The organism is Phycicoccus avicenniae (genome assembly GCF_050496545.1).
Taxonomy (GTDB): domain Bacteria; phylum Actinomycetota; class Actinomycetes; order Actinomycetales; family Dermatophilaceae; genus Phycicoccus; species Phycicoccus avicenniae_A.
This window is the reverse complement of record NZ_JBNVZV010000006.1, coordinates 99,783-112,001: the sequence shown is the minus strand read 5'-3', so window position 1 is coordinate 112,001 and position 12,219 is coordinate 99,783. Positions and strand designations below refer to the sequence as shown.

Below are 12,219 nucleotides of genomic sequence, written 5' to 3'. Positions count from 1 at the left end.
GAGCCCGGTCAGGACGTCGGGTCCCCGGGCTTCCAGTCGTGCTCGGACCCACCGTGCGCGCTCTTCCCGTGGTGCTCGAGCGCGATCTCGTCGGCGCCGCTCATGCCGGCCGGCAGGTCGACGGTCGTCTTCGGCCCGGTGAACCACTTCTTGGCCGACAGGTGCCACCCGATCCACAGGGCGAGCAGTGTGCCGCCCGTGAGGATCGGTGCGTAGTTGACGAACTTCCACTCGAACGAGTCGTTGAGGGGGTTCGCCGCCGGGGTGAAGGGGAGGATGAAGTACACCGACACGATCGCGATCTCGGCCACGGCGAGCGGCGCCATCCACCGCCACTTCGTCCCGAGGTTCCAGCGACCTTGCCGGAACGCGTCGCCCGCACGCCAGCGCAGCCAGATCGGGATGGCGAAGGCGATGTACAGACCGATGACCGCGACCGAGACGACGGCGTAGAAGGCCGTCGGGACGATGATCGGGGCGTCCTCGGTGCCGATGTTCACCTCGACGAGGGCGGGGATCGTGATGATCGCCGCGATGACCGAGGAGACGAGCACGGCGTTGGCCGGCACCTTGCGCGAGTTGAGCCTGGCCCACAAGGACGCTCCGGGGACCGCCCCGTCCCGGCTGAACGCGAAGAGCATCCGGCTCGTCGAGGTCATGCAGGCGGTCGTGCAGAAGAACTGGCCGATGCTCGCGATGAGGAGAACGGTGCCCGCCCACGTCGATGACAGGGCCTGGGTGAAGATCACCGCGACGCCGCCGCCTCCGGCGGTGACGGCGTCGGCGTCCTGGACCGCGAAGAGGAAGGCGAGCAGGAGGAACCATCCGCCGATCGCGGAGTAGAAGATCGAGCGCCAGATGCCCTTGGCGGCACCGTCGGCGGCGCCTTGCGTCTCCTCCGACAGGTGGGCCGAGGCGTCGTAGCCGGTGATCGTGTACTGCGTGAGCAGGAAGCCGAGCGGGAGCACGTAGAACCAGAAGCCCCAGCCGCTCGTCTCGCCACCGGCGAGGCCGCCGCTGTTGTTCACCCTCATCGAGAAGACGTCGGCGATGCTCATGTGCTTCTCGGGCAGGAACACGAGGATCGCGATGACGACGGCGGCACCGACGACGTGCCACCAGACCGAGATGTTGTTGAGCATCGCGAGCAGGTGACCACCGAAGATGTTGACCAGCGCCGTGAGCACCAGGACGACGAGGAACATCCAGAAGACCCGCGACAAGGAGTAACCGGCCGCCCACGACTCGCTCATCGTGCTGAAGGACAGGTCGAAGAAGGTCGCGGCACCGTAGGCCACGGAGGCATCGACCGCGAGCAGCCCGATGAGGTTGAGCCAACCGGTGTAGTAGCCGGCCTTGGCCCCGCCGAGCTTGGCCGCCCACCAGTAGATGCCACCCGAGGTGGGGTAGGCCGACACCAGCTCGGACATGCAGAGCCCGATGACGAGGATGAACGCGGAGATGAGCGGCCACCCGATGGAGATGGCGATCGGGCCGCCGTTGTTCCAGGCCTGGCCGAAGGTCGTGAAGCACCCGGCGAGGATGGAGATGATCGAGAAGGAGATGGCGAAGTTGGAGAACCCGGACCACGTCCGGTTCAGCTCCTGCTTGTAGCCCAGCTCGGCGAGGAGGGCCTCGTCGTCCGAGTGGCCTTCGGTCGTCCGGGAAACGCTCACGTGCACCTCTTGACGTGCAGAAGCGGACCATTGGTCCGGGGCGGATCGAGTGCTGCACAGACAACACCCGCACGGACCCGGCTGTCAATGGTTCCCGGGAGGACCATTTCCGCGGTGGACACCGACCGTCCGCCGCGGAAACCGCAGCCCTCAGGCCAGGCGCGTCAACCAGCCGTGGGTGTCCTCGGCGCGGCCGTACTGGACGTCGAGGAGCGCGCTGCGGATCGCGCGGGTGACCTCGCCGCCCTCGTCGCCGGCGGTCGACGGCGCGGAGCCGCCCTCCCACCGCAGCTCGCCCACCGGGGTGACGACCGCGGCCGTGCCGCAGGCGAACACCTCGCGCACGGTGCCGTCGCGCACGCCGTCCTTCCACTCCTCGATCTCGATGCGCCGCTCCTCGGGCTCGAGCCCGAGGCCCTTGGCGAGCTCGAGGATGGAGCTGCGCGTGACGCCCTCGAGGATGGTGCCGGTGAGCTCGGGAGTGAGCAGGCGACCGTCGTCGGTGACGAGGAAGAGGTTCATCCCCCCGAGCTCCTCGATGTACGTGTGCGTCGCGGAGTCGAGGAACACGGCCTGGTCGCAACCGTTCTCGATGCCCTCGAGCTGTCCGGCGAGCGAGGAGGCGTAGTTGCCACCGGTCTTCGCGGCGCCGGTGCCGCCGGCCCCGGCGCGGGCGTAGTGCTGGGAGATCCAGAGGGCGACCGGCTTCAGGCCGCGCGGGAAGTAGGCGCCGGCCGGCGAGGCGATGACCGAGTAGGTGACCTCGTTCGCCGGGCGGACCCCGAGGAAGGCCTCCGACGCGTAGAGGAAGGGCCGCAGGTAGAGGCTGGTCTCCCCCGTGCCGAACGCCGGCACCCAGGCCTCGTCGACCTCGACGAGGGCCTTGAGCGAGGCCAGGAAGTCGTCGGTGGGCAGCTCGGGCAGGGCCAGGCGGCGGGCGCTGCGCTGCATCCGCTCGGCGTTGGCCTCGGGGCGGAAGGACCACACCGAGCCGTCCTCGTGCCGGTAGGCCTTGAGCCCCTCGAAGACCTCCTGCGCGTAGTGCAGCACGGCCGCGCTCGGCATGAGCGTGATCGGGCCGTACGAGTGGATCCGGCCGTCGTGCCAGCCGCCGTCCTTCGTCCACGTGGCGCTGGCCATGTGGTCGGTGAAGTGCACCCCGAACCCGGGGTTGGCGAGGATCTCGGCACGGCGCTCGTCGCTCGCGGGGTCCGGACGACGCTGGAGGTCGAAGGTCAGGGTCATGGGAGGGGTCGGTCCTTCCGTGGTCGAGCGACGGTGCTGCGGTCCCCGCAGGTTATCGCCTCGGGCCGGGCGGACCGCTCAGAGGCGGGCGGCGACGGCGTCGCCCACGGCGCTCGTCGAGCGCGGCGCGCTCCCCCGCTCGGCGAGGTCCGCGGCCACCGCCCGCTCGACCCGCGCGGCGGCGTCCGGGAGGCCGACGTGGGCGAGGAGCATCGAGACCGACAGGATCGTCGCGGTGGGGTCGGCCTTCGCCTGTCCGGCGATGTCGGGGGCCGAACCGTGCACCGGCTCGAACATGCTCGGGAAGCGGCCCTCGGGGTTGATGTTGCCGCTGGCCGCGAGGCCGATGCCGCCGGCGATGGCCGCGGCGATGTCGGTGATGATGTCGCCGAAGAGGTTGTCGGTGACCACGACGTCGAAGCGGCCGGGGTCGGTGGCCAGGAAGATCGTGGCGGCGTCGACGTGCTGGTAGGCGGTCTCGACGTCGGGGAACTCGGCGCCCACCTCCTCGACCGTGCGCCGCCAGAGGTGGCCGGCGTGGGTGAGGACGTTGTGCTTGTGCACGAGCGTCAGGTGCTTGCGGGGTCGGGCGGCCGCGCGGGCGAAGGCGTCGCGGACGACGCGCTCGACGCCGAAGCGCGTGTTGACGCTGACCTCGGTGGCGATCTCGTGGGGCGTCCCGACGCGCAGGGCGCCGCCGTTGCCGGTGTAGGGACCCTCGGTGCCCTCGCGCACGACCACGAAGTCGATGCCGCCCGGCGCGACGCGCTCGACGGCCAGCGGGCTCTCGACGCCCGGGTAGAGCTTCGCCGGGCGCAGGTTGACGTAGTGCTCGAGGGCGAAGCGCAACGGGAGGAGCACTCCGCGCTCGAGGACGCCGCTCGGGACCGTGGGGTCGCCGATGGCCCCGAGGAGGATGACGTCGTGGCCCTTCACCTCGTCGAGGACCGAGTCGGGCAGGGTCTCGCCGGTCGCGTGCCAGCGGCGGGCGCCGAGGTCGTACTCGGTGGTCGTGACCTTGGGGCCGTCCGCGCCGAGGGCCGCCTCGAGCACCTTGAGGCCCTCCGCGACGACCTCGGGACCGATCCCGTCGCCGCCGATGACGGCGAGGTCGAGGGAGGTCGGCGCGGGGTGGGTGGCGGTCTCGCTCATGACGTCCACTCTAGGAAGTCGGTCCGGGATGCGGACGGCCGTCCCAGCCCGTGGGAGGGTTGGGACGGCCGGCGGCGGGGCTGGACGACTCAGGCCCACGCAGAGCGTGGGACCCGGTCGGAGTCAGTCGTCGGAGTGGCCCTGGTCGCGCAGGTCCATCGACTCCTGCAGGGCCTGGCGGGCCTTGTCGGCGTCGGTCATCGTGTCGGTGTTCATCGTCGTCTCTCGCATTCCGCGGCACGGGGCCGCACGGTGGGGGTGGTCCGGAGCTCGAGCCGGTGGTTCACCGGCGAGCGGTCAGCGACGTCGCGGGATCTCCGCGGCGAGGGTGCTGACTACCGGGCCTCGCCGCGGCCGGGAATGAGGAGTACCTCGAGCCGCGTCATGCCATCGACGGTACGTGGACGTCCTACTACCCGGCACCCGGCTTTCACGATGTGGACCGCCGACCGACGAGACGCGCGTCACAGCCGCCCTCGCGCGACGGAATCCGTGGCGCGGCCGCGTCCGCGCGACGCACCCCGAGGCCGCTCGGGGTCGGGTCGGGGGTGACCCCCATGGCCGTGCCCTCGCGCGCGACCTAGCGTCGAGGGATGACCTCGCACCGCCCCGTCCCCTGGCTCCTCGTCGCCGCCGTGCTCGGCTCGGCGCACGCCGCCGCCAGCCTGCACTGGGCGCTCGGCGGGGACCTGCTGTTCACCACGGTCGGCGAGTGGGCCCGGTCCTGGCGCGCCGACTCCCCCACCGCGGCCGGGCTGGCCCTCGGCGCCATCGGCGTGGGCAAGCTGGTGGCCGCGTGGGTGCCGTGGCTGGCCGCGCGGCGGGGTGGACCGCGGCACGGCCTGCGCATCGCGGCGTGGCTCGGCGCGGGCGGGCTGGTCCTCTACGGGCTGTCCTCGACCCTGGGCGGCGCGGTGGCCCTGACGGGCCTGCTCGGGCCGGTCGAGGAGCCCACCGCGACGTGGGGGCACGTCCTGCTCTGGGACCCGCTCTTCCTCGGCTGGGGGCTGGCGCTGGCCGCGGGCCTGTGGGCCGGACGCCGACGGCGGCCGGCCCCCGAGGGGACCGACCGCCGTCCGGAGCGGGTGGGGCTCAGCCGAGGTTGACCACGCGCACGGTGTCGGCGCCGATCTCGCGGCCGATGCCGGCGACGACCTCGTCCGGGATCTCGCGGTCGACGGTGAGCGCGACCATCGCGGTGCCGTCGGCGTCGTGCGGCGAGACCTGCATCGCCGCGATGTTGACGTCGGCGTCGCCGAGCAGGCGGCCGATCGAGCCGATGACGCCCGGGCGGTCGACGTAGGAGAAGAACGCCAGGTGCCGGCTCAGCGGGACCTCGAGGTCATAACCGTGGACGCCGATGACCTTCTGGACCAGCTTCGGGCCAGTGAGCGTGCCCGCCACCGAGACGACGGTGCCGTCGGAGAGCGTGCCCCGCAGCGTCGTCACGTTGCGGTAGTCCTCGCTGCTGGAGTCGGTGACGAGCCGCGACTCCAGGCCGCGCTCCTTGGCGAGCAGCGGCGCGTTGACGTAGGTGACCGGGTCCTCGGTGATGTCGGTGAAGAGGCCCTTGAGCGCCGAGAGCTCCCAGATGGACACGTCGTGGGCGGTGATCTCGCCGCGGACCTCGACGTCGAGCTGCACCGGCACCGTGCCGGCGATGGCCGTGAAGACGCGGCCGAGCTTCTCGACGAGGTCGATGCCCGGGCGGACCTCCTCGGCGACCGCGCCGCCGGAGACGTTGACCGCGTCGGGGACGAGGTCCCCGCCGAGCGCGAGCCGGACCGACTTCGCCACGGCCACACCGGCCTTCTCCTGGGCCTCCTCGGTGGAGGCGCCCAGGTGCGGCGTCACGACGACCGACTCGAAGGCGAAGAGCGGGCTGTCGGTGCACGGCTCGGTGGCGAAGACGTCGAGGCCGGCGCCGGAGACGCGGCCGTCGGCGATGGCCTCGGCGAGCGCCTCCTCGTCGAGCACCCCGCCGCGCGCGGCGTTGACGATCCGCACGGTGGGCTTGACCTTGGCCAGCGCCTCCTTGCCGATGAGGCCGATGGTCTCGGCGGTCTTCGGCAGGTGGATGGTGATGAAGTCGGACTGCGCGAGGAGCTCGTCGAGGGTGACGAGGCGGGCGCCGAGCTGGCCGGCGCGCTGCACGGACACGTAGGGGTCGTAGGCGAGGATCTCGACGCCGAAGCCCTTGAGCCGCTCGGCGACCAGCTGGCCGATGCGGCCGAAGCCGACGATGCCGACCTTCTTCTCGAGCAGCTCGACGCCCCCGTACTTGCTGCGGGCCCACTTCCCGCCCTTGAGCACCTCGTTCGCCGGGGCGATGTTGCGCGCGCAGGCGAGCAGCAGGCCGACCGCGAGCTCGGCGGCGGAGGTGATGTTCGAGGTCGGCGCGTTGACGACCATGACGCCGGCCTTGGTGGCGGCGTCGACGTCGACGTTGTCGAGCCCGACGCCGGCGCGGGCGACGACCTTGAGGTTCTTGGCGGCGGCGAGGGCCTCGGCATCCACCTTCGTGGCGGAGCGGATGAGGATCGCGTCGACGTCGGCGATGGCCGGCAGGAGCTGGGAGCGGTCCGCGCCGTCGGTGTGGCGCACCTCGAAGTCGGGTCCGAGGGCGTCGATGGTCGCGGGTGAGAGCTCCTCGGCGATGAGGACGACGGGCTTGGTCACGTGTCAGGTCCCTTGCGTGCGTGGATGGTCGGGGTCCGCAGGTGCGGTGACTGCCGTCCGGCACGCCGCTGTGCCGGGGTTCCCATCGTAGGTCGACGCCAGCATGTGGACACCGGTGACCACGATGTGATCGTCGTCGCCTCTCAGGAACGGTCGGCGACGCGGCGGACGCGCCGGGCCGCCAGCACGACGGCCACGACGAGGCCCGCGACGACGAGCAGCCACCACCACGGCACCCGGCCGAGCGCGGCGTCGACGACGGTCAGCCCCACGGTCGTGTAGAGCACCGCCCAGAGGAGAGCCCCGAGGACGACGGCGGGCAGGAAGCGGCGCAGCGGCATCCGCAGCATCCCCGACGAGGCGTTGATGGCGCTCTGCAGCCCGATGGTCAGGAAGCCGAGGGTGACGGCCGGCGGCCCGACCCGGCGGACGAACCCCTCGGCGCGGGCCACGGCCGGCCGGTCGAGGTGGTGGGCCCACCGGGTGCGCGCTCCCCCGGCGCGCACGCCGCGCCCGACCCAGTACGTGGCCGTGCCCCGGGCCGTCGCGCCGAGCCAGAACACCACGAGGACGACCCAGAAGGGCCAGCCGTCCACGAGGTCACGCACACCGCCAGCCTAGGTCTGCCCCGGCTCCGGCCTGCGTCACCTGTCGAGAGACGAGAACATGCCGTGGCCCTCGAGGGGCTCACGGCATGTTCTCGTCGTTCGTCGGGCGTCAGCGGGCGGCGGAGCCCTCGACGTAGTCGCTGTCGCGGTCGGTGTCGACCCACGCCATCAGCTGGCGCAGCTCGCGGCCGGTGCCCTCGATGGGGTGGGCCGCACCCTTGGCGCGCAGGTCCTTGAACTCCGGTGCGCCGGCGTCCTGGTCGTCGATGAAGCGCTTGGCGAAGGCACCGTTCTTGATGTCCTCGAGGACGGCCTTCATGTTGTCCTTGACGTGGGGGTCGATGACCCGCGGCCCGGACACGTAGTCGCCGTACTCCGCGGTGTCGGAGACCGACCAGCGCTGCTTGGCGATGCCGCCCTCGATCATCAGGTCGACGATGAGCTTGAGCTCGTGGAGGCACTCGAAGTAGGCGACCTCGGGCTGGTAGCCGGCCTCGACGAGGGTCTCGAAGCCGTACATGACCAGCTGCGACGCGCCACCGCAGAGGACGGCCTGCTCGCCGAAGAGGTCGGTCTCGGTCTCCTCGGTGAAGGTGGTGCGGATGCCGCCGGCGCGCAGGCCGCCGATCGCCTTGCCGTAGGACTTCGCGAGGTCCCAGGCCGAGCCGGAGGCGTCCTGCTCGACGGCGAGGAGCACCGGCACGCCACGGCCGTCGACGAACTCGCGGCGCACGATGTGGCCGGGGCCCTTCGGGGCGACCATGAGCACGTCGGAGCCGGCCGGCGGCTGGATGTAGCCGAAGCGGATGTTGAAGCCGTGCCCGAAGAGCAGGGCCGCGCCCTCGCGCAGGTTCGGCTCGATCTCGGCGGCGTAGAGGCCGCGCTGCACCTGGTCGGGCGTGAGGATGACGACGAGGTCGGCCTCACGGACGGCTTCGGCGACCGTGGTGACCGTCAGCCCCTCGGCCTCGGCCTTGGCGCGGCTCTTGCTGCCCTCGGCGAGCCCGACGCGGACGTCGACGCCCGAGTCGCGCAGGTTGAGGGCGTGCGCGTGGCCCTGGCTGCCGTAGCCGATGACCGCGACCTTGCGGCCCTGGATCACCGACAGGTCGGCGTCGTCGTCGTAGTACATCTCGGCCATCGGAAGGGCCTCTCCTTCGTGCTCGGGTGACGTGCTTCGGGGTTGGTGGGGACTCTAGGTGCTTCGCGCTCAGGCGGTCCGGAGCGCCCGGTCCGTGATCGAGCGCGGCCCGCGGCCGACGGCGACCATCCCGGACTGGACGAGCTCGCGGACGCCGAACGGCTCGAGGACCTCGAGCAGCGCGGTGAGCTTCTCGGAGGTGCCGGTGGCCTCGATGGTCAGCGACTCGGTGGCGACGTCGACGACCTTGGCGCGGAACATCTGGACCATCTCGAGGACCTGGCTGCGGGTGGCGGCGTCGGCGCGCACCTTGATGAGCATGACCTGACGCTGGACGGCCGAGCCCGGCTCGAGCTCGACGACCTTGAGCACCTCGACCAGCTTGTTGAGCTGCTTGGTCACCTGCTCCAGCGGCAGGTCCTCGACGTCGACGACGACGGTCATCCGGGAGACCTCGGCGTGCTCGGTCTCGCCGACCGCGAGGCTGTCGATGTTGAACCCGCGGCGCGAGAAGAGGGCCGCGATGCGGGCGAGGACGCCGGGCTTGTTCTCGACGAGGACCGAGAGGGTGTGCTTGCTCATGGGTGGTTCCTCACTCGCCGTCGTGGTCGGCGTCGGGGTCCTGCTCGATGGCCTCGGACTCCTCGCGGTCCCACTGGGGCGCGGTGTCGCGGGCCACCTGGATGGCGTCGTTGCTCACGCCGGCGGGCACCATCGGCCAGACCATCGCGTCGCGGTGCACGACGAAGTCGACGACGACCGGGCGGTCGGTGACGGCCATCGCCTGCCGGATCGTCTCGTCGACGTCCTCCGGTCTCTCGCACCGCAGCCCGACGCACCCGTAGGCGTCGGCGAGCTTGACGAAGTCGGGGACGCGCGAACCGACGGAGGTGTGCAGGTCGGTGTTGGAGTAGCGCTCGTTGTAGAAGAGGGTCTGCCACTGGCGGACCATGCCGAGGCTGCTGTTGTTGATGATCGCGACCTTGACCGGGATGTTGTTGATGACGCAGGTCGCGAGCTCCTGGTTGGTCATCTGGAAGCAGCCGTCGCCGTCGATGGCCCACACGGTGCGGTCGGGCTCGCCGACCTGCGCGCCCATCGCGGCCGGCACGGAGTAGCCCATCGTGCCGAGCCCGCCGGAGTTCAGCCAGGCGTTGGGGCGCTCGTACTGCACGAACTGGGCGGCCCACATCTGGTGCTGGCCGACGCCCGCGACGTACACGGCCTCCGGGCCGGCGATCGCCCCGAGCCGCTCGATGACGAGCTGCGGTGAGAGAGTTCCGTCCTCGGGCGAGGTGTACCCGACGGGGAAGGTCTCCTTCCAGCCGGCGACGCGCTCGCGCCACTCGGTGTAGTCGCCGCCGCGGCCGGCCTCGAGGTCCGCGTCCACGGCCTCGGCGAGGTCGGCGATGACCGCTTTGCAGTCGCCGACGATCGGCACGTCCGCCTTGCGGTTCTTGCTGATCTCGGCCGGGTCGATGTCGGCGTGCACGATCTTGGCCTCGGGCGCGAACGTGGAGAGCTGACCGGTGACGCGGTCGTCGAAGCGGGCGCCGAGGGCGATGATGAGGTCGGCCTTCTGGAGGCCGGTGACCGCGGCCACCGAGCCGTGCATCCCCGGCATGCCGAGGTGCAGCGGGTGGCTGTCGGGCAGCGCGCCACGGGCCATGAGCGTCGTGACGACGGGGATCCGGGTCAGCTCGACGAAGCGCTTGAGCTCCTCGGCGGCCAGGGCCCGGATGACGCCGCCGCCGACGTAGAGGATCGGCCGCTCGGCCGCGGCGACCAGCCGCGCGGCCTCGCGGATCTGCTTGCCGTGCGGGCGGGTCACGGGGTGGTACCCGGGCAGCGCGATCTTCGGCGGCCAGGAGAACGTCGTCCGCGCCTGGAGCGCGTCCTTGGAGATGTCGACGAGCACGGGCCCGGGCCGGCCGGTGGCCGCGATGTGGAAGGCCTCGGCGATGACGCGCGGGATCTCGGCCGGGTCGGTCACGAGGTAGTTGTGCTTCGTGATCGGCATCGTGATGCCGCGGATGTCGGCCTCCTGGAAGGCATCCGTGCCGATGGCCGAGCTGGCGACCTGGCCGGTGATGGCCACGATCGGCACCGAGTCCATGTAGGCGTCGGCGAGCGGCGTCACGAGGTTCGTCGCGCCCGGTCCCGAGGTCGCCATGCACACGCCGACCCGACCGGTGGCCGCGGCGTACCCCTCGGCCGCGTGGCCGGCGCCCTGCTCGTGGCGGACGAGGATGTGCCGCACCTTGACCGAGTCGAGCAGCGGGTCGTACGCGGGGAGGATCGCGCCGCCGGGGATGCCGAAGACGGTGTCGACCTCCATCGCCTCGAGCGAGAGCACGAGGCTCTGCGCCCCGGTGACCTCGACGGGGGTCCGGGCCCGCGCCTGCTGCGCGACCTGCGCAGGGCTCGGGGCGGGGTGCAGGGCTGCCGGGGTCGCCGGTCGGGTGTCGCTCACTCGGGGTCACCGCTCTCTGGTCGCCGGGGGGCTGTCGTCCGTGGTCCGCGCACAAAAAAACCCTCCAGTCCCGGGGTGGGACGACGGAGGGAGCGCGCCTGGTGCGTGGGGCTCAGGCGCGCTGCTGAAGTACGAGGACTCGGGCCACACGAGAAGCGTGTCCCGCGACCCCCGGCGTGTCAACCCGCGAGACGCCCGGTCCCACGATCCGGGACCGTGGCGCTGCTCACGTCCCCGGCCGGGCGGGCGCTAGCCTCGCGAGCGGCACCCCCTCGTCGACCGGAGGTCCCCGTGCACGTCCCGTGGCCGCCCCCGCGCGTCGTCGCGCTCGCCGTCGGCGTCGTCCTCGTCGTGGGGGTGCTGGCCGGCGCGGTCGGGATGCTCGCCGGTCGGGCCCCGGCCCTGGGTCTCCTGCTCGGGGCGCTCGCCGCGCTGACCGCCGCGGTCACCGCCGTCGACGCCCGCACCCGCCTGCTCGTGGCGGCGCTGGCCACCGCCGCGTTCGGGCTCGGCCACCTCGCCGCCGGCCACCCGGTGCTCGCCGGGGCCGCCGTCGCGCTGGCCGCGCTGGCTCCTGCTCCCCTCACCGTCCGGGCCGCCCGCGTCGCGACCTTCGTGCCGGTGCTCGCCGCCCTCGGCAGCGGGCTGCCCCTCGGGTCGGCCGGGTGGACGGTGACGGTCTGGGTGGGGGTCGGGGCCCTGGCGCTCGTCGGCCTCGGGATGGTGGCCCCCGTCTCGGTACCGCCCGAGCCCGTGCCGCCCGTCGAGGCGTTCCGGCACGCACTCGCCACAGCCGTCGTCGCCGGGGTCGGCACCGCCGTCGCCACCGCCCTCGACCTGGGCCACGGCTACTGGCTCGTCGTCGCCGCGGCCCTCGTGCTCGCGGTCTCCCGCGAGCAGACCGGTACCCAGGCCGCCCAGCGCGTCGTCGGCACGGTGGTCGGCGTGCTCGCGGCGGTCCTCGCCGTGGCGCTCCTGCCCACCCTGGTCACCCTCGTGCTCGCGGGCGTCCTGTCGGTCCTGTCCCTGGCGTGGACCCTGGTGCGCGAGACCCGGTTCGTCGCCGGTGCGAGCAGCGCGGCCGTCGTGCTCGTCGGGTCGGGCGGGCTGCTCGGGTCCGGCGCGGGCCTGGCCCTCGAGCGGCTGCTGCTCACCGGTACGGGTGCCGCGCTCGCGGCCCTCGCTGCCGCCGGGCTCTGGCGCCTCGAGCGCTCCCCGGAGCCGGAGGCGGACGCCGGCGCCTGA

General features: G+C 72.3%; 11 protein-coding genes. 2 read left to right on the top strand and 9 right to left on the bottom strand.

From position 1 onward, the window contains the following. Positions 1-8 precede the first annotated feature (8 nt). The 4 genes from ACQZ2A_RS07170 to ACQZ2A_RS07155 form a co-directional block, all read right to left on the bottom strand. A complete protein-coding gene (locus tag ACQZ2A_RS07170; RefSeq protein WP_430208883.1) occupies positions 9-1,676 on the bottom strand; it encodes an amino acid permease in 1,668 nt (555 codons plus the stop codon). Positions 1,677-1,826: 150 nt separating this feature from the next. Then, on the bottom strand, positions 1,827-2,921 hold the full coding sequence (locus ACQZ2A_RS07165; protein ID WP_430208881.1) for a branched-chain amino acid aminotransferase: 1,095 nt from the start codon (positions 2,919-2,921) through the stop codon (positions 1,827-1,829). Positions 2,922-2,999: 78 nt separating this feature from the next. Further along, the gene (locus tag ACQZ2A_RS07160; RefSeq protein WP_430208880.1) at positions 3,000-4,073 is read right to left on the bottom strand and encodes a 3-isopropylmalate dehydrogenase; all 1,074 of its coding nucleotides are present in this window, start codon (positions 4,071-4,073) and stop codon (positions 3,000-3,002) included. A 123-nt stretch (positions 4,074-4,196) separates the two neighbouring features. Next, on the bottom strand, positions 4,197-4,289 hold the full coding sequence (locus ACQZ2A_RS07155; protein ID WP_430208877.1) for a 3-isopropylmalate dehydrogenase: 93 nt from the start codon (positions 4,287-4,289) through the stop codon (positions 4,197-4,199). A 377-nt stretch (positions 4,290-4,666) separates the two neighbouring features. Between ACQZ2A_RS07155 and ACQZ2A_RS07150 the strand changes: the two genes are divergently transcribed. After that, complete coding sequence (locus ACQZ2A_RS07150) at positions 4,667-5,179, top strand: DUF3995 domain-containing protein (protein ID WP_430208876.1); 513 nt, start codon at positions 4,667-4,669, stop codon at positions 5,177-5,179. On the opposite strand, the gene serA is transcribed toward ACQZ2A_RS07150, so the two are convergent. From serA to ACQZ2A_RS07125, 5 genes are all read right to left on the bottom strand, one after another. Then, entirely contained in the window at positions 5,166-6,752 is a 1,587-nt protein-coding gene (gene serA / locus ACQZ2A_RS07145) for a phosphoglycerate dehydrogenase (protein WP_430208873.1), read from the bottom strand. The genes ACQZ2A_RS07150 and serA overlap by 14 nt on opposite strands. 143 nt (positions 6,753-6,895) lie before the next feature. Further along, the gene (locus ACQZ2A_RS07140) at positions 6,896-7,360 is read right to left on the bottom strand and encodes a DedA family protein (protein WP_430208871.1); all 465 of its coding nucleotides are present in this window, start codon (positions 7,358-7,360) and stop codon (positions 6,896-6,898) included. 109 nt (positions 7,361-7,469) lie between these two features. Then, positions 7,470-8,501, bottom strand: a complete 1,032-nt coding sequence (gene ilvC, locus ACQZ2A_RS07135) for a ketol-acid reductoisomerase (RefSeq protein WP_430208869.1) — start codon at positions 8,499-8,501, stop codon at positions 7,470-7,472. A gap of 69 nt (positions 8,502-8,570) precedes the next feature. Further along, complete coding sequence (ilvN, locus tag ACQZ2A_RS07130; RefSeq protein WP_166118768.1) at positions 8,571-9,083, bottom strand: acetolactate synthase small subunit; 513 nt, start codon at positions 9,081-9,083, stop codon at positions 8,571-8,573. 10 nt (positions 9,084-9,093) lie between these two features. Then, a complete protein-coding gene (locus ACQZ2A_RS07125) occupies positions 9,094-10,974 on the bottom strand; it encodes an acetolactate synthase large subunit (RefSeq protein ID WP_430208866.1) in 1,881 nt (626 codons plus the stop codon). 291 nt (positions 10,975-11,265) lie between these two features. Here ACQZ2A_RS07125 and ACQZ2A_RS07120 point away from each other — a divergent pair, with 291 nt between their 5' ends. Next, positions 11,266-12,219, top strand: a complete 954-nt coding sequence (locus tag ACQZ2A_RS07120; RefSeq protein WP_430208863.1) for an FUSC family protein — start codon at positions 11,266-11,268, stop codon at positions 12,217-12,219.

Bases quoted from the DNA above. Each gene is read 5' to 3' on its own strand.
- ACQZ2A_RS07165 (WP_430208881.1), bottom strand. From the start codon at position 2,921: ATGACCCTGACCTTCGACCTCCAGCGTCGTCCGGACCCCGCGAGCGAC.
- ACQZ2A_RS07160 (WP_430208880.1), bottom strand. From the start codon at position 4,073: ATGAGCGAGACCGCCACCCACCCCGCGCCGACCTCCCTCGACCTCGCC.
- ACQZ2A_RS07155 (WP_430208877.1), bottom strand. From the start codon at position 4,289: ATGAACACCGACACGATGACCGACGCCGACAAGGCCCGCCAGGCCCTG.
- ACQZ2A_RS07150 (WP_430208876.1), top strand. From the start codon at position 4,667: ATGACCTCGCACCGCCCCGTCCCCTGGCTCCTCGTCGCCGCCGTGCTC.
- ilvC (WP_430208869.1), bottom strand. From the start codon at position 8,501: ATGGCCGAGATGTACTACGACGACGACGCCGACCTGTCGGTGATCCAG.
- ilvN (WP_166118768.1), bottom strand. From the start codon at position 9,083: ATGAGCAAGCACACCCTCTCGGTCCTCGTCGAGAACAAGCCCGGCGTC.